Genomic DNA, 16,480 nt, shown 5'->3' with positions numbered 1-16,480 from the left:
TCACACCATGAGCAGCAGTACGAACTCGCCGACGCACCACACCTCCACCATCGGCTCGATCGGCACACCGAGCCGACGCAACACCGAGCTGGCGCTGCTGGTGTTCGCCGTCGTCATCCCGGTCTTCGCCTACGCCAACGTCGGCCTCGCCATCAATGACTCAGTGCCGCCCGGCCTGCTGAGCTACGGCCTGGGCCTCGGCCTGCTCGCAGGCGTCGGCCATCTCGTCGTACGCAAGTTCGCGCCGTACGCGGACCCGCTGCTGCTGCCGTTGGCGACGTTGCTCAACGGCATCGGGCTGGTCGTCATCTGGCGCCTGGACCAGTCGAAGCGGCTCCAGGCGAGCGACTCCTTCGTCCAGGCGGCCCCTCGCCAACTGCTGTACTCCGCGATGGGCGTCGCCCTGTTCGTGGCCGTACTGATCTTCCTCAAGGACCACCGCGTCCTGCAGCGCTACACATACATCTCCATGTTCGGCGCGCTGGTCCTGCTGGTCCTTCCACTGGTCCCGGGGCTCGGCGAGGACATCTACGGCGCCAAGATCTGGATCTCGGTCGCCGGATTCAGCATCCAGCCGGGCGAGTTCGCGAAGATCATCCTGGCGATCTTCTTCGCCGGTTACCTCATGGTGAAGAGAGACGCCCTGGCCCTGGCCAGCCGCCGCGTCATGGGTCTCTACCTGCCCCGCGGACGGGACCTCGGCCCGATCCTGGTCGTCTGGGTGATCTCGATCCTCATCCTGGTCTTCGAGACCGACCTCGGTACGTCGCTGCTGTTCTTCGGAATGTTCATCGTCATGCTGTACGTCGCCACCGAGCGGACCAGCTGGATCGTCTTCGGTCTGCTGATGTCGGCGGCCGGCGCGGTAGGCGTGGCTTCCTTCGAGACACACGTCCAGCAGCGCGTCCAGGCCTGGCTCGACCCCATGCGCGAGTACACCCTCAGTCAGGAAGGCGTGTTCGGGCACACCGAGCAGTCCATGCAGGCCCTGTGGGCCTTCGGCTCCGGCGGCACCCTCGGCACCGGACTCGGCCAGGGCAATTCCGACCTCATCGGCTTCGCCGCCAACTCCGACTTCATCCTCGCCACCTTCGGCGAGGAACTGGGCCTGGCCGGAGTCATGGCGATCCTGGTGCTCTACGGCCTGATCGTGGAGCGCGGTGTACGCACCTCCCTCGCCGCCCGCGACCCGTTCGGCAAGCTCCTCGCCGTGGGCCTCTCCGGCGCCTTCGCCCTCCAGGTCTTCGTCGTCGCCGGCGGCGTCATGGGCCTGATCCCGCTGACCGGTATGACGATGCCGTTCCTGGCATCCGGAGGATCCTCCGTCATCGCCAACTGGGCCCTCATCGGCATCCTGATCAGAATCAGCGACACCGCGCGCCGCCCGGCACCGGCCCCCGCTCCCAACCCCGACGCCGAGATGACCCAGGTGGTCCGCCCGTGAACAAGCCCCTGCGCCGGATCGCGATCTTCTGCGGCCTCCTGGTCCTCGCCCTACTCATCCGGGACAACTGGATCCAGTACGTCCAGGCGGACACCCTGAGGTCCGACCCGAAGAACCGCCGTGTCGCGATCGAGCGGTACGCCACCCCGCGCGGCAACATCATCGTCGACGGAAACCCGATCACCGGTTCCGCCAAGACCAGCGGCGACAGCTACAACGACTTCGAGTACAAGCGCACCTACAAGGACGGCGCGATGTGGGCGCCCGTCACCGGGTACGCCTCCCAGGCCTTCGGTGCCACCCAGCTGGAGTCCATCGAGGACGGCATCCTCACCGGCAACGACGACCGGCTCTTCTTCCGCAACACCCTCGACATGATCACGGGCGAGTCGAAGCAGGGCGGCAACGTCGTCACCACCCTCAACGCCGCCGCGCAGAAGGCCGCGTACGACGGTCTGCTCAAGCAGGGCAAGGGCGCCGTCGCCGCGATCGACCCGGAGACGGGCGCGATCCTCGCCCTCGCGTCCACCCCCTCGTACGACCCCTCCACGTTCGCCGGGAACTCGACGAGCGTCGACGGCAAGGCCTGGACGGCGCTCCAGAAGAAGAACGACCCCGACGAGCCGATGCTCAACCGGGCGCTGCGCGAGGTCTACCCGCCGGGCTCCACCTTCAAGGTGGTGACCGCGGCCGCGGCCCTGGAGGACGGCCTGTACACGTCCGCGGACCAGAAGACCGACTCCCCGCTGCCGTACACGCTGCCGGACACCACGACCGAGCTGAAGAACGAGGGGAACATCCCCTGCAAGGACGCGACCCTGCGCGAAGCGCTCCGCGTCTCCTGCAACACCGTCTTCGGCAAGATCGGTGCCGACCTCGGCAAGGACAAGATGCTGGCGGAGGCCGAGAAGTTCGGCTTCAACTCCGAGCAGTTCACGCCGGTCCGCTCCAGCGCCTCCGTCTTCCCCGAGACGATGGACAAGCCGCAGACCGCGCTCAGCTCGATCGGCCAGTTCGAGACCGCCACGACCCCGCTGCAGATGGCCATGGTGGCCTCGGCCGTCGCCAACAACGGCACGCTCATGAAGCCGTACATGGTCGACAAGCTGCAGGCTCCGGGCCTCGACGTCATCGAGCAGACCGAGCCCGAGAAGATGAGCGAGCCGCTGTCCTCGGAGAACGCCGGGATCCTGCAGTCGATGATGGAGACGGTCGTCAAGGACGGCACCGGCAAGAACGCTCAGATCAACGAGGACGGCGTCACGGTGGGCGGCAAGACCGGTACCGCCCAGCACGGCGTCGACAACAGCGAGAACCCGTACGCGTGGTTCATCTCGTATGCCAAGCTCAGCGACGGCAGCTCACCGGTCGCCGTCGCCGTGGTGGTCGAGGACGAGAGCGCCAATCGTGACGACATCTCTGGTGGCGGCCTCGCGGCCCCCATCGCGAAGAGTGTGATGCAGGCAGTCATCAACAGCAACAAGTGACCCCCGTCACGTCTCCTTCACATCGGTGCACGTTGGGATACCGGTCCTGTATCGGGTGACGATAGTGGCCAGGTCACAGAAGGCGAGCCGGGTACGGTATGCCCGGACAGCACACCGCCCGACCACACAACGGTGCGGTCGGGACCGACGGAGAGGGCTGGTAGGTAGCTATGGAAGAGCCGCGTCGCCTCGGCGGCCGGTACGAGCTGGGCCAAGTGCTCGGCCGTGGTGGCATGGCGGAGGTCTACCTCGCCCATGACACCCGGCTCGGGCGCCAGGTGGCGGTGAAGACGCTGCGAGCCGACCTCGCGCGCGACCCGTCGTTCCAGGCCCGGTTCCGCCGGGAGGCCCAGTCGGCCGCCTCGCTCAACCATCCCGCGATCGTCGCCGTGTACGACACGGGTGAGGACTACATCGACGGCACGTCCATCCCGTACATCGTGATGGAGTACGTCGACGGGTCCACGCTGCGCGAGCTGCTGCACTCGGGGCGCAGGCTGCTGCCCGAGCGCACCCTGGAGATGACCATCGGGATCCTCCAGGCCCTGGAGTACTCCCACCGCGCCGGCATCGTCCACCGTGACATCAAGCCCGCCAACGTCATGCTCACGCGCAACGGCCAGGTCAAGGTCATGGACTTCGGCATCGCCCGCGCCATGGGCGACTCCGGCATGACGATGACGCAGACGTCCGCCGTCATAGGCACGGCGCAGTACCTCTCGCCCGAGCAGGCGAAGGGCGAGCAGGTCGACGCGCGCTCCGACCTGTACTCGACGGGCTGCCTGCTCTACGAGCTGCTGACCGTCCGCCCGCCGTTCATCGGCGACTCCCCGGTCGCGGTCGCCTACCAGCACGTACGCGAGGAACCGCAGCCCCCAAGCGTCTTCGACCCCGAGCTCACGCCCGAGATGGACGCGATCGTCCTCAAGGCGCTCGTCAAGGACCCGGACTACCGCTACCAGTCCGCCGACGAGATGCGCGCCGACATCGAGGCCTGCCTCGACGGCCAGCCCGTCGCCGCCACCGCGGCCATGGGCTCCGTCGGTTACGGCGGCTACGGCGCCGACCAGCCCACCACGGCCCTGCGATCCGCTGACGCCGGCGCCACCTCCATGCTCCCCCCGATGAACCCGGACGACGGCAGCTACGGCTACGACGACCGTCCCGACCGCCGCCGCCAGAAGAAGTCGAACACCTCGACGATCCTGCTGGTCCTTGCGGGAGTCCTCGTCCTGGTCGGCGCGATCCTGATCGGCAAGTACGTGTTCCCCGGGGACAACGCGGCCGACACCAACGTGAAGGTGCCCGCCCTCGTCGGCGAGACCCAAGCGGACGCCACGAAGCTGTTGACCAACAGCGACCTCGTGGTGGGGACAGTCACGCAACAGGCCTGCGAAGAGCAGCCCAAGGGCAACGTCTGCTCGCAGGACCCGGTCGCCGATACCAAGGTCGAGAAGAACAGCGCCGTCAATCTGGTCGTGTCGACGGGGGCGCCGAAGGTGGCGGTACCGAGCGTCGTCGGCAAGAGCCTGGACGAGGCCAAGTCGATCCTCGAAGGCGACGACTACCAGTTCCAGGTCGAGACGAAGGACCAGGAGTCCACAGAGGATCCGGACACCGTCCTGGAGCAGGATCCGAAGCTCGGCAAGGAGGTGGAGAAGGGATCCACGATCACCCTCACCATCGCCATCGAGAAGAAGCAGTCCACTGTCCCGGACGTCCTGAACCAGTCTTGTGACGCCGCCAAGGCACAGATGACGGCCAACAACCTGGTCGGCACCTGCACCGAGGTGGAGACCGACGACCCCAACCTGGTCGGCAAGGTCATCCGGACCACTCCGTCGGCCGGGGATCAGGCCGACCCCGGGTCCAACGTGCAGATCGAGATCGGCAAGGCCAAGGCCCAGACCCCCGTGCCGAGCGTGGTCACCCAGACCGTGGCAGTGGCGAGGCAGACGCTTCAGGCGGCCGGCTTCGACGACATCGAGTTCGCCGACGGCAGCGACGAGAGCGACAACGCGATCGTCACCGCTCAGGACCCGGTCGCGAACACCGGGGTCGACGACCCTGACAACACGACGATCACTCTCACGACCGTCGGCACCGGCAACAACAACGGCGGCAACAACGGCGGCTTCTTCGGCGGCTCCACCGGATAGGCGGGCCGCCCGGAGAACTGACTCCGCCGGGTACTACGACTGAGTCCCGGCCACCTGTAGAAGGTGGCCGGGACTCAGTCGTCTGCGTCGTCCTCAGAGAAGAACTCGCGTCTAGCCCAGTTCCTTCGGCGGCGTCCGGTCGCTGTCCACCTTGTCCACCCGCTCCAGCTCGCCCCACACCACGTACCGGTACCGCGACGTGTACACCGGCGTGCATGTCGTCAGGGTGATGTATTGGCCCGGCTTCGTCTTGCCGGACTGCTTGGGGACCGACTGGAGGACCTTGACGTTGTACTTCGACGTCTCCGGGAGGATGGCGTAGACCTTGTAGACGTACCAGTTGTCCTTGGTCTCGTAGACGATCGCGTCGCCCTTTTTGAGCTTGTCGATGTTGTGGAACTTGGCGCCGTGGCCGTCGCGGTGAGCGGCGAGCGTGAAGTTGCCGTTCTTGTCGCTCGTCGGCAGGGCGGACTTGACGGGGTCCGTGTAGTAGCCGGCGACGCCGTCGTTGAGCACCTTGGACGACGTGCCCTTCTCTACGAGGACCTCGCCGTTCTTCATCGCCGGGACGTGCAGGAAGCCGACGCCGTTCTTGGTGTCCAGGGCGCCCGGACCCGTGTCCGCCGCATCCCAGTTGTCGCGGACCTTGTCGCCCTGCTTGTCCGCCGCGCGGTCCGCGACCACGTTCGTCCACCACAGGGAGTAGACGACGAACAGGCCCAGCACCAGACCCGTGGTGATGAGGAGTTCACCGAAGACGCTGACGGCCATCGCCAGGCGGCCCGAGCCGCGCCGTCGCGGTGCGGGCGCCGGCTCCTCGACGTCCGTGCGCTCGTCGTGGTCGGTCCTCGCTGCCACTGTGCATCTGCCCCGTCTGGTCTGTCTCGGGTTGTCCCATGTGCTTCTACCGAGTGCTTCTGAAGTACTGCCGCCGGCTGCTCTTACTGGACGAGCGCTTCCGGCTTGCCCTCGCTGCGCGGGCGGTCCTCGACCATCTTGCCCCACACGATCATGCGGTACTTGCTGGTGAATTCCGGCGTGCAGGTGGTGAGTGTGATGTAGCGGCCCGGCGCGGTGAAACCCGAGCCCTTCGGTACCGGGTCGATCACGGCCGTGTTGCTCGGACTCGTCACCGGCAGGATCGACGTCATCTTGTAGACGAAGTAGTCGTCCTGCGTCTCGACGACGATCTCGTCGCCCGGCTCGAGCTTGTTGATGTACCGGAACGGCTCCCCGTGCGTGTTCCGGTGCCCCGCGAGCGCGAAGTTGCCCGTCTTGGCGTCCGGCATCGCCGTCTTGAGGCTGCCCTCGGCGTAGTGGCCGACCATTCCGCGGTCGAGCACCTTCGACTTGCTCGTGCCCTCGGCGATCGGCGTGACCACGTCCAGCTTCGGAATGTGCAGGATGGCGAAGCCCTGCCCCGGCTCGAACGTCCCCGGGTTCCCCTTGCCGGTCGCCCAGTCCTGCTGAAGGTTGTTCGCGGCGCTGTCCGCCTGCTGGTGCGCCCGTACGTTCGACCACCACAACTGGTACGTCACGAACAGCAGCATCAGGACGCCGGTGGTGATGAACACCTCACCGATCATCCGGCTCACGATGACGGCCGCACCGGGCTTCCGCGCCTGCTGCGCCCGACGGGCCTCCATACGCGTCAGAGGCGCCTCAGATGCCCTCTCCGCCGACTCCAGGGACTCGTGGGGCTCGGGGGACCCCAGGGGCTCCTGAGGGCCTCCGTGCCGCCCGTGGCGCCGGGCAGCCTTGCGCCGGGCGGCACGGCCTCCGGGCGCGGGCACGGCGCCACTCCCGGCAGTGGTCCCCCCTATTCGGGGCGGGACCGGAATCGGCTCCGGAACCCGCAGTGCCACCGTCTCGTCGTCCAACGGCGCGGGCGCCGCACGCGGTTGCTCGTACGGCATGGGGCCCGGATCCCGGTACGGCGGGGCGACCGGCTCGACGTATGGCGCGGCGACCGGTTCCTCGTACGCAGGCTCCCGGGGCCGCGTCGGCTCGGGCGCCGCGTACCACTCGTGCGCGTATCCCTCCGGGTCGTACCACTCCTGCTGGGGAGGCTGCGGCACAGGGGCGGGCTGCTGCGGAGGAGTCTGCTGGAGAGGAGTCCGCTGCTGGCCGGTGGCCGGTTGCTGACCGGTGGCCGGTTGCTGACCGGTGGCCGTCTGCCGCTGCCCCGGCAACGGATCCGTCAGCGGGTCGGCCAGTTGCTCGACCGCCGCCTCAAAAGCCTGCGTGCCCGCGATCGCTTCCGCACTCGCAAAGGCTTCGGCACCCTCGAACGCTTCGGCGCCCCCGTACGCGGCCTCGCCGCCGTAGGAGGAGCTCTCGCGCTCGGGGCGCAGTGCGGTCACGCCGTGGCCCTGCCCACCACCGGGGCGAGCCCCGCCGACCTCGCCACGGCCCCCTGGTCGCCGCACGCCACCAGCCAGTTGGCGAGCATGCGGTGCCCGTGCTCGGTCAGCACCGACTCGGGGTGGAACTGCACGCCCTCGACCGGGAGTTCACGGTGCCGCAGCCCCATGATGATCCCGTCGTGGGTGCGGGCCGTGACCTCCAGCTCGGCCGGTACGGTCTCCGGTTCGGCCGCGAGCGAGTGGTAGCGGGTCGCAGTGAAGGGAGACGGGAGGCCGGCGAAGACGCCCTGGCCCTCGTGCTCCACGAGCGAGGTCTTGCCGTGCAGGAGCTCGGGCGCACGGTCCACGACACCGCCGTACGCCACCTGCATCGACTGCATGCCGAGGCAGACGCCGAAGACGGGGACTCCGGTCGCGGCACAGTGCCGGACCATCTCGATGCAGACCCCGGCCTGCTCGGGAGCGCCCGGGCCCGGTGACAGGAGTACGCCGTCGAAGCCGTCCTGGGCGTGCGCGGTCGACACCTCGTCGTTGCGCAGGACCTCGCACTCGGCGCCCAGCTGATACAGGTACTGGACCAGGTTGAAGACGAAGCTGTCGTAGTTGTCGACGACGAGAATCCGCGCGCTCACTGGTTGTCCACCGTCACATCGTTGAAGGGAAGCAGCGGTTCGGCCCAGGGGAAGACGTACTGGAACAGCACGTAGACCACTGCGAGGGCCAGCACGAGTGAGATCAGCGCCCTCACCCACGCGTTCCCCGGCAGATGCCGCCAGATCCAGCCGTACATGCCGTCCCTTCCGTCGCCGTACCGCACCAGACTAACGGCGTAGCGCCGCCGGTTTCCCAGCCTCCACAGGCTGTGTGGAATCCAGATGCGCCCAGACGATCAGCCGATGGCTGTGCCCCCACTCCGGGTCGCACGTGGTCAGCGTGAGATAGCGGCCCGAACGCGTGTACCCGGACTTACGCGGCACAGGATCGATCACCTCAATGTCGGCGGGCAGCGTTTTGTACGGGCCTTTGTCGATCCGATACGTGAACCAGGTCGTCCCGTCCGTCAGCACCACCGCGTCACCCTTGCGGAGCTCGGGAAAGTCCTTGAAGGGGTCGCCGTACGTACGGCGGTGGCCGGCGACGGAGAAGTTCCCCGTCTGCCCGAGCTGGGCCGTACCCCTGTAGTGGCCGAGCCCCTTCTTGAGGACGTCGGTGCCGGTGCCTTCGAGCACGGGCTTGTTCCACGTGAAACCAAGCCGCGGGATGTACATCACGGCGAAAGGCTTGTCATACGTGTACGAGGCGGGCGGCTCCGGGGCGCTCTGGCTCTGTCCGGGGCTCGGGCTCTGGGGCGGGGCTGCGGCCGACGGCTGCACGCTGCCCTTCGACCACTGCTCCTGCAGCTGTTCGATCTGCTGGTCCATCGCGCTGTCGGCCTTCACGCCCGTCCAGAACAGCACATAGGCCACGAAGAGCACGATCAGAGTACCGACGGTGATGCACAGTTCACTGATCGTCCTGACGACCACTCGCACCGACACAGGGTCCCCCAGCGGCAGCAACAGCTAATCAGGCACTACTCCGCACCACTCGGAGCTACTCCACGGGCTTGGCGTAGTGGAGATCCACTGTGCCCGAGTAGCCGGGAAGAGTCACCGCCCCGTCCTCGTCGACTTTCCAGCCGAGCCCGTAGACGTTGACGTACACCATGTAGTTCTGGATCGCCGGGGAGGCGGCGAGCGCCTCCTGGAGCTTGTCCGGGTCACCAATCGCGGTGATCTTGTACGGGGGCGAGTAGACGCGGCCCTGGAGGATCAGGGTGTTGCCGACGCAGCGGACGGCGCTCGTGGAGATCAGCCGCTGATCCATCACCCTGATGCCCTGGGCACCGCCCTGCCACATGGCGTTCACGACCGCCTGGAGGTCCTGCTGGTGGATGACCAGGTAGTCGGGCTGCGGCTCGGGGTAGCCGGGCAGCTTGGCCGTCGCGTTCGGCGGGGCGTCGTTGAGCGTGACCGTGACGGCCTCGCCCTTCAGCTTCTGGGTGCCCGCGTTCTTCTCCAGCGCCGCGAGCTTGGCGTCCTCGGCCGCCGTGCTGCCGTCCTCCCGCCCGGCCAGGGCGTCGACGTCGTCACGCAGGACGCCGTTGGACTCGTCCAGCAGACCGTTCTTGTGGCTGCGCTCCTCGATCAGGTCCGAGAGCTTCAGCAAAGAAGCGTCCGTGCGGATGTTGGTGCCCTTGGCCGTATTGAAACTCGTGAAAAAAATGAGGCCCGCGAGGGCGAAGACCGCCGCGGTGAGTACGCGAACGGGCCGGAAACGGCGCTTACCGGCAGGACTGGAACCTGTCCCGGGGGAGTCGGCAGAATTGCTCAACGTACCCTTATCTCCTTAGGCGCCGCGGAAGCACTACGCTAACGGACGCCCGGGGGAGCGCTCAGTGTCCCCTTGTACGCTGCCCCGGAGCCCGCCCAAGTTCCCTGCGCGGCCACGCAGCGCATCGACAGGAGAGACCCTCGTGCCGAAGTCACGTATCCGCAAGAAGGCCGACTACACGCCGCCCGCGGCGAAGCAGGCAACCAACATCAAGCTGACCAGCCGCAGCTGGGTCGCACCGGTCATGCTGGCCATGTTCCTCATCGGCCTGGCCTGGATCGTCGTCTTCTACGTCACGGACGGTTCGCTGCCCGTAGACGCGCTCGACAACTGGAACATCGTGGTCGGCTTCGGCTTCATCGCCGCGGGCTTCGGCGTCTCCACGCAGTGGAAGTAGCACTGCCGGAGGCAGCTCTGCCCAGGGCTATCCCCTGAGTTATCCACAGTCGCTGTCCGGTTGTCCACAGCAAGTGGAAAAAGAACGACGATCTGTGGATAACTCATCCAGTGTTGACGCCGGTGTGACTGACCTACCGGTATCCGGAAGCATGTTCGCCCCCTGTCCGACCTGGGCAAACCCAGGTGAGCGACAGGGGGCACATCTGTTCCCGCACAATATGCACAAGATCCGCCACGGTCTGTGGACAACACCTGCTTCTCAGGTGAGCTGAACGGTCCTCACCAGCGTGGTGACCACCACGGCGAGCAGCACCAGGGCACTCACCCCGTACTGGATGAAGGCCCTCCGCTCGCGCGGCGCGTGCACCATGGCGTAGCCGATGACGACACCGGCGACGAGGCCGCCGATGTGTGCCTGCCAGGCGATGTTGCTCCACCCGAAGGTGAAGATCAGGTTGATCACCAGTAGGGCGATGACCGGGCGCATGTCGTAGTTGAGCCGGCGCATGAGGACGGCGGTCGCGCCGAAGAGGCCGAAGATGGCGCCGGAGGCGCCGAGCGACGGCTCGTTCGGGGCGGCAAGGAGGTACGTGAGCGCGCTGCCCGCGAGGCCCGAGACGAAGTACAGGGCGAGGTAGCGGGCGCGGCCGAGGGCTGCCTCCAGGGGGCCGCCGATCCACCACAGGCTCAGCATGTTGAACATGATGTGGATGTAGCTGCCGTGCAGGAACATCGCCGTCAGCAGCCGGTACCACTGCCCCTCCGCGACGCCCTGCAGCTCGCCGGAGAGCCAGGCCCGCCCGAAGAGGTCGAAGCTGTCGGTGAAGCGGTCGCCGACCGAGAGCTGGACCAGGAAGGCGGCGAGGTTGATCCCGATCAGGACCTTGGTGACGAGCCGGGGGTCGGCGGCGATCGTGCCGCCCGCGAGGGTACGGGGCTGGGCGGCCGTCGCGGGGTGACCGGTGCCGGAGCCGCTGCGGACGCAGTCGGGGCACTGGAAGCCGACGGGGGCGTCGACGCTGCACTCGGGGCAGATCGGGCGCTCGCAACGGGTGCAGCGGATGCCCGTCTCGCGGTCCGGGTGCCGGTAGCAGGTGGGCAGGCTCCGGGCGTCCTGCGGTTCCTGATCCCCCGGGCCCTGTGGGTCCTGGGGGCTGCCTGGCGCCTGGTCCATGGGGGTCCCCTCACTCGGTCGTACGCAATGCACCGCCCCGTCCATCCTTACGGATGAACGGGGCGTTTGGTTCCCTGCGGGAGCGAACGGACTCTGCCGAGCGCACCCGGACGATCCCCCGGAGCTCAGTCCTCGATGCTCAGCCACCAGGGCTCAGGCCTTGGAGCTCAGGCAGGGGCTCAGGCCTCGCGGGTCTCGACGACGACCGATTCGATGACTACGTCGTTGACCGGGCGGTCGGTGCGCGGGTTGGTCTTGGCGCCCGCGATGTCGTCCACGACCTTCTGGCTGACCTTGTCGGTGACCTCACCGAAGATGGTGTGCTTGCGGGTCAGCCACGCCGTCGGGGAAACGGTGATGAAGAACTGCGAGCCGTTCGTGCCCGGGCCGGCGTTGGCCATGGCCAGCAGGTAGGGCTTGTCGAAGGCGAGGTCCGGGTGGAACTCGTCCTCGAACTGGTAGCCGGGGCCGCCGGTGCCGTTGCCCAGCGGGTCACCGCCCTGGATCATGAATCCGCTGATCACCCGGTGGAAGACCGTGCCGTCGTAGAGCTTGTCCGTGGACTTCACACCCGTCTCCGGGTTGACCCACTCGCGCTCGCCCGTGGCGAGTTCGACGAAGTTCCGGACCGTCTTGGGCGCGTGGTTCGGCAGGAGCCGGACTTCGATGTCGCCGTTGTTGGTCTTCAGGGTGGCGTAAAGCTGCTCAGCCACGATCTGCCTTCCGTTGCCTTCTCTTGACCCTCCGATCCTCGCACGGACCGGCCCACGCGTCGCCCGGCCACCACCTCCGGGCGGACAACCGGGTGCAGGGCGTGCAGAAATCCGGCCGAGTCCTCGCCGTACCGGGGCGCGTCGCGGCGATCCGTGGCATTGTCGACGACAAGCTCCCGTTGCCCCGTATTAATCCGCTATTGCACTTGATCGACACGTGAGCGGCTCTCGCTCTTAGTTCGCCCGGAGTCTCCGCCCATGACCCGGATGCCCGCCCTCACATGCCACGGCCCCCTCGGACGGGCATGATCCGGATAAGGGTGGAAAGGTGAACTGTGTGTCATTGGGGGTACTCAGAACCCCCGACGTACGCCACCGAGGAGGAGGAAACCCGTGACCCGCATCGACAGCGTGCGCGCCGCGAGCGGCTCGGCGAAGGACAGCGTGCTGCACGCCGCGGAAGTGGTGGCGCCTTACGCCGACACAGCCAAGGACAAGGCCTCGCACTATGCGCACGAGGCGCGTGTACGTCTCGCGCCGAAGGTGTCCCTGGCTGCCGAACAGGCCCGCGTCCAGTACGACGCCCATCTTGCCCCGCGCGTTGAGCAGGCTCGTACGCATGTGCCGCCGAAGGTCGACCAGGCAGCCCACGAAGCCGCCGTCCGTACTCGCAAGGCGGCTCGTCAGGCCGCCGACTATTCCAAGCCGAGGATCGAGCAGGCGGTGGCCGCGGCCCAGCCCGTTCGGGAGGAAGCCGCGTCACGCGGTGTGGCGGCGATCGCCGCGCTGCGTGGTCAGGTCTCGCCGAAGGAGATCCAGAAGCTGGTCCGTGGGCAGGAACGGCGGGCGAGGGTCGGCCGTCTCGCCAAGGGTCTGGCCGTCCTGGGCATTCTGGCGGGCGGCGCATTCGCTGCCTGGAAGTGGTGGGACAAGCAGGCCAACCCCGACTGGCTCGTCGAGCCGCCGGCCGCGACGGAGGTGCCCGAGCCGACTCACCTGACGTCGGTCGACGGCAGCGGCCAGTCCGACCTGGATCCCGAGGTCCAGGCCAAGGAGGCCGAGGAGGAAGCGGCGGAGCGCGACGACCGCCACTGACCTTCCGGCCTGGGTTCGGATTCTGATCTCAACATCGCTGTGGGGCGGGAGACCCTCAAGTCTCCCGCCCCACAGCGATGTTTCACGTGGAACCGGCGCGGGTTTCACATCCACTGGGAATCCGCGTTCACGCACCCCATGCCCCCGGCCATGAATGCTTCCGGCCGCCCCCTCCGCACCGCCCTTGCCACGCAAAAGCCCCTCCGCTCTGCGTTTCCGCAGGTCGGAGGGGCTTTCCGGATGTGGAGCCTAGGGGAGTCGAACCCCTGACATCTGCCATGCAAAGACAGCGCTCTACCAACTGAGCTAAGGCCCCGGAAGGGTGGCGTCCGGCCGAAAGTACCCCTTCCGACTGGCGCCGGAGACCAGAGTACCGGGTCACCCCCGGGATCTCGCAAAAAGATTGGGGGTCCCCGTGGACGACCACTCTCCGTAAGATGCTCGACGTGGTTCGCTACAGCGAACCGCGGTATTTGGGGAAGCGATGGGGAGACGCAAATGGACGCCGCACAGCAGGAAGCAACCGCGAGAGCCCGGGAGCTGCAGCGGAACTGGTACGGGGAGCCGTTGGGGGCGCTCTTCCGTAGGCTCATAGATGATCTCGGGCTCAACCAGGCGCGTCTTGCCGGTGTGCTGGGCCTGTCCGCGCCCATGTTGTCGCAGCTGATGAGCGGTCAGCGCGCCAAGATCGGCAATCCCGCGGTGGTGCAGCGGGTGCAGCTGTTGCAGGACCTGGCGGGGCAGGTCGTGGACGGCAGCGTCAGCGCCGCGGAGGCGACCGAGCGCATGGACGAGATCAAGAAGTCTCAGGGGGGCTCCGTGCTCAGCAACACCACACAGTCGACGAGCAGTTCGGGTGCGCCCACGGTCAAGCGGGTGGTCCGCGAGATCCAGTCACTGCTGCGCTCGGTGGCAGCCGCGGGGGACATCATCGACGCTGCGGACACCCTCGCCCCGACCCACCCGGAACTGGCAGAGTTCCTCCGGGTGTACGGGGCAGGCCGCACCTCGGACGCGGTCGCGCACTACCAGTCGCACCAGAGCTGAGCCGAGGCCCGGCCGCCGCACACCCGGCGCCTGGAGGCTCGCGACGCCTCCGGACACCGCACGTCAGGCAGCCGGGCAACCTCATCGAGGTCCACGCGGCCGGGCGCTTCCGTGAAGTACCGGCCATCCGGAACTTCACAGAGGTCCAGGCGTCCGTGCACGTCGGAAGAGGTCACCGGACCGACCGCCGTAGGGGGGCGACGCACGACCATGGGTGAGGTCTTCGCGGGTCGGTACGAGCTGGTCGACCCGATCGGGCGTGGGGGAGTCGGTGCCGTCTGGCGCGCCTGGGACCATCGGCGGCGCCGGTATGTGGCCGCCAAGGTGCTGCAGCAGAGCGACGCGCACGCGCTGCTGCGCTTCGTGCGGGAGCAGGCGCTCCGGATCGACCATCCGCATGTCCTGGCTCCCGCCAGCTGGGCCGCCGACGACGACAAAGTCCTGTTCACCATGGACCTGGTCGCCGGCGGTTCGCTGGTCCATCTCGTCGCGGACTACGGTCCCCTGCCGCCGCCTTTCGTCTGCACCCTGCTCGACCAGCTGCTGGCCGGGCTTGCCGCCGTGCACGCCGAGGGGGTCGTGCACCGCGACATCAAGCCTGCCAACATCCTGCTGGAGGCCACCGGCAGAGCCCGGCCTCGGCTGCGGCTGTCCGACTTCGGCATCGCGATGCGGCTGGGCGAGCCACGGCTCACGGAGACCAACTACGTGGTGGGAACGCCCGGTTACTTCGCGCCCGAGCAGATGCTGGGCGCCGATCCGGACTTCCCCGCGGATCTGTTCGCCGTAGGTCTCGTCGCCCTGTATCTGCTGGAGGGCGCCAAACCCGACGCCAAGGCCCTGATCGAGTACTTCGCGGCGCACGGCACGCCTGCGGCGCCGCGGGGCATTCCCGAGCCGCTGTGGCAGGTCGTGGCCACGTTGGTACAGCCCGACCCTCAGGCGCGGTTCCGTACCGCCACGGGGGCGCGCAAGGCGCTCGCCTCGGCCGCCGAGCTGCTGCCGGAACCGGGCCCCGACGACGAACTGGTCGACGTCTTCGACCAACTCGGGCCGCTCCCGGAGGGGTTCGGCCCGGAGGGACCGCTCGGGGCCACACCGGGGGTGCGCGCGGCTGGGGTACCGCCCCGGCCGCACCCGGCCTCCGCATCGACACAACTCGGCCCGAGGACGGACCCGTCGGGGGCCAACCCTGCCGCCGGCCTTGCGACTGGCTCCGGCCATGGGACTGGTACGGGCTCCGGTCATCGGCCCGGGGTTGGGGCCGGGTTCAGCACCGGCTCCGCGCCCGCCCCCAGTCCTGGCCCTGACACTGGCCTCGGGTCCTGGAATCAGGGCTCGGGCTCCGGCTCCGGCTCCGGCTCCGGCTCGGGCTCCGGCTCCGGCTCCGGCTCGGGCTCCGGCTCGGGCTCCGGCTCCGGCTCGGGCTCCGGCTCCGGCTCCGGCTCCGGCTCCGGCTCCGGCTCCGGCTCCGGCTCCGGCTCCGAGCCATGGCAGCACGGCTCGGGCACCCTGTCTCAGGGACCCGTCTCCGGTGCTACATGGCCAGGGTCCATCACCGAGGGCGTACGGCCCGAGTTCACCGGCGATGACGTACAGCCGGGGTCTGCGCCCAGCAACGTACGACCGAATCCTGATCCCATCGATCTCCCCTCGGACCTCGCATCCGACCCCGCATCGGACCCCGACCCCAGGCCCGTCCCCCCATTGCCGTCCACGATGTCCGACACCGGAAGCTTCCACTTGCCGCCACCCCATGCGGCCGCCCCTCACGCGCAGCCGCAGCACCAGGCACAGCCCCAGCCCGAGCAGGCATGGCACGAAACGCAGCAGTACCGCACCCCCCACCAACCGCAGCATCAGCCTGAGCAGCCGCCCACTCCCCCCACCTCGGTCGCGCTCCCGGCTCCAACTCCCCTCTACGCTCCGCCTTTCGAACCGACTCCCACTCCAACCCCCACGCAAGTGCCCACCCCCCACCGGCCTGTATCCCCGTCCGCCGCGATGCCGCAGCACGCGTACGCCTCTACTGGTTCATACACCGCTCGGTCCCCGCAGGTTCCGCATCCGGCGGGAGCAATCGCGGAGCATCACGCCAGGCGGGCGCGACCGCGCCCTGGGCCTCCCGCGAAGGTGGCCGTGCCGGTCCTGCTTCTCGCGCTGGCCTGCTTCGCAGTGGGTTTCTGGGCGTTGACCCAGATCTGAACGGAGCCGTCCCAAGTC

15 protein-coding genes and 1 tRNA gene are annotated in these 16,480 nt (G+C 68.1%); 7 read left to right on the top strand and 9 right to left on the bottom strand.

Annotation, left to right across the window (positions count from 1 at the left end):
• The first annotated feature begins 7 nt into the window (after positions 1-7).
• From OG219_RS24180 to pknB, 3 genes are all read left to right on the top strand, one after another.
• Positions 8-1,444, top strand: a complete 1,437-nt coding sequence (locus tag OG219_RS24180) for an FtsW/RodA/SpoVE family cell cycle protein (RefSeq protein WP_266829733.1) — start codon at positions 8-10, stop codon at positions 1,442-1,444.
• Positions 1,441-2,931, top strand: coding sequence for a penicillin-binding protein 2 (locus OG219_RS24175; protein WP_266829731.1), 1,491 nt, complete (start codon positions 1,441-1,443; stop codon positions 2,929-2,931). Before OG219_RS24180 ends, OG219_RS24175 begins: the two co-directional genes overlap by 4 nt.
• 170 nt (positions 2,932-3,101) lie before the next feature.
• The gene (pknB, locus tag OG219_RS24170) at positions 3,102-5,090 is read left to right on the top strand and encodes a Stk1 family PASTA domain-containing Ser/Thr kinase (protein WP_266829729.1); all 1,989 of its coding nucleotides are present in this window, start codon (positions 3,102-3,104) and stop codon (positions 5,088-5,090) included.
• A gap of 111 nt (positions 5,091-5,201) precedes the next feature.
• On the opposite strand, the gene OG219_RS24165 is transcribed toward pknB, so the two are convergent.
• From OG219_RS24165 to OG219_RS24140, 6 genes are all read right to left on the bottom strand, one after another.
• A complete protein-coding gene (locus OG219_RS24165) occupies positions 5,202-5,948 on the bottom strand; it encodes a class E sortase (protein WP_266829727.1) in 747 nt (248 codons plus the stop codon).
• Between the two features lie 83 nt (positions 5,949-6,031).
• Positions 6,032-7,453 (bottom strand): class E sortase, encoded by a 1,422-nt coding sequence (locus OG219_RS24160; RefSeq protein WP_266829725.1) that lies wholly within the window; start codon positions 7,451-7,453, stop codon positions 6,032-6,034.
• On the bottom strand, positions 7,450-8,088 hold the full coding sequence (locus tag OG219_RS24155) for an aminodeoxychorismate/anthranilate synthase component II (protein WP_266458315.1): 639 nt from the start codon (positions 8,086-8,088) through the stop codon (positions 7,450-7,452). The genes OG219_RS24160 and OG219_RS24155 overlap by 4 nt, the downstream gene beginning before the upstream one ends.
• Positions 8,085-8,246, bottom strand: a complete 162-nt coding sequence (locus OG219_RS24150; protein ID WP_266829722.1) for a hypothetical protein — start codon at positions 8,244-8,246, stop codon at positions 8,085-8,087. Before OG219_RS24150 ends, OG219_RS24155 begins: the two co-directional genes overlap by 4 nt.
• Positions 8,247-8,277: 31 nt before the next feature.
• Positions 8,278-8,988, bottom strand: a complete 711-nt coding sequence (locus tag OG219_RS24145; protein ID WP_266829720.1) for a class E sortase — start codon at positions 8,986-8,988, stop codon at positions 8,278-8,280.
• A gap of 61 nt (positions 8,989-9,049) precedes the next feature.
• Entirely contained in the window at positions 9,050-9,829 is a 780-nt protein-coding gene (locus OG219_RS24140) for a DUF881 domain-containing protein (protein WP_266829717.1), read from the bottom strand.
• A 142-nt stretch (positions 9,830-9,971) separates the two neighbouring features.
• Here OG219_RS24140 and crgA point away from each other — a divergent pair, with 142 nt between their 5' ends.
• Positions 9,972-10,226: a cell division protein CrgA gene (gene crgA / locus OG219_RS24135; RefSeq protein ID WP_266458327.1), complete on the top strand. Its 255-nt coding sequence runs from the start codon at positions 9,972-9,974 to the stop codon at positions 10,224-10,226.
• Between the two features lie 261 nt (positions 10,227-10,487).
• On the opposite strand, the gene OG219_RS24130 is transcribed toward crgA, so the two are convergent.
• Both OG219_RS24130 and OG219_RS24125 read right to left on the bottom strand, forming a co-directional pair.
• A complete protein-coding gene (locus tag OG219_RS24130; RefSeq protein WP_266829715.1) occupies positions 10,488-11,402 on the bottom strand; it encodes a rhomboid family intramembrane serine protease in 915 nt (304 codons plus the stop codon).
• Positions 11,403-11,581: 179 nt separating this feature from the next.
• Complete coding sequence (locus OG219_RS24125; RefSeq protein WP_266829713.1) at positions 11,582-12,115, bottom strand: peptidylprolyl isomerase; 534 nt, start codon at positions 12,113-12,115, stop codon at positions 11,582-11,584.
• A gap of 393 nt (positions 12,116-12,508) precedes the next feature.
• Between OG219_RS24125 and OG219_RS24120 the strand changes: the two genes are divergently transcribed.
• Positions 12,509-13,210, top strand: coding sequence for a DUF5324 family protein (locus tag OG219_RS24120; protein ID WP_266829711.1), 702 nt, complete (start codon positions 12,509-12,511; stop codon positions 13,208-13,210).
• A 243-nt stretch (positions 13,211-13,453) separates the two neighbouring features.
• On the opposite strand, the gene OG219_RS24115 is transcribed toward OG219_RS24120, so the two are convergent.
• Positions 13,454-13,526: transfer RNA gene (locus tag OG219_RS24115), tRNA-Ala, on the bottom strand.
• 182 nt (positions 13,527-13,708) lie between these two features.
• Here OG219_RS24115 and OG219_RS24110 point away from each other — a divergent pair.
• Positions 13,709-14,257, top strand: coding sequence for a DNA-binding protein (locus OG219_RS24110; RefSeq protein ID WP_266458338.1), 549 nt, complete (start codon positions 13,709-13,711; stop codon positions 14,255-14,257).
• Between the two features lie 210 nt (positions 14,258-14,467).
• On the top strand, positions 14,468-16,462 hold the full coding sequence (locus OG219_RS24105) for a serine/threonine-protein kinase (RefSeq protein WP_266829708.1): 1,995 nt from the start codon (positions 14,468-14,470) through the stop codon (positions 16,460-16,462).
• The last annotated feature ends 18 nt before the right edge of the window (positions 16,463-16,480 follow it).

The sequence above is a fragment of the Streptomyces sp. NBC_00038 genome (genome assembly GCF_026343635.1).
Classification (GTDB): domain Bacteria; phylum Actinomycetota; class Actinomycetes; order Streptomycetales; family Streptomycetaceae; genus Streptomyces.
This window is presented reverse-complemented; position numbering and strand designations above follow the sequence as displayed.

Bases quoted from the DNA above. Each gene is read 5' to 3' on its own strand.
- OG219_RS24130 (WP_266829715.1), bottom strand. From the start codon at position 11,402: ATGGACCAGGCGCCAGGCAGCCCCCAGGACCCACAGGGCCCGGGGGAT.
- OG219_RS24110 (WP_266458338.1), top strand. From the start codon at position 13,709: ATGGACGCCGCACAGCAGGAAGCAACCGCGAGAGCCCGGGAGCTGCAG.
- OG219_RS24105 (WP_266829708.1), top strand. From the start codon at position 14,468: ATGGGTGAGGTCTTCGCGGGTCGGTACGAGCTGGTCGACCCGATCGGG.
- OG219_RS24180 (WP_266829733.1), top strand. From the start codon at position 8: ATGAGCAGCAGTACGAACTCGCCGACGCACCACACCTCCACCATCGGC.
- pknB (WP_266829729.1), top strand. From the start codon at position 3,102: ATGGAAGAGCCGCGTCGCCTCGGCGGCCGGTACGAGCTGGGCCAAGTG.
- OG219_RS24150 (WP_266829722.1), bottom strand. From the start codon at position 8,246: ATGTACGGCTGGATCTGGCGGCATCTGCCGGGGAACGCGTGGGTGAGG.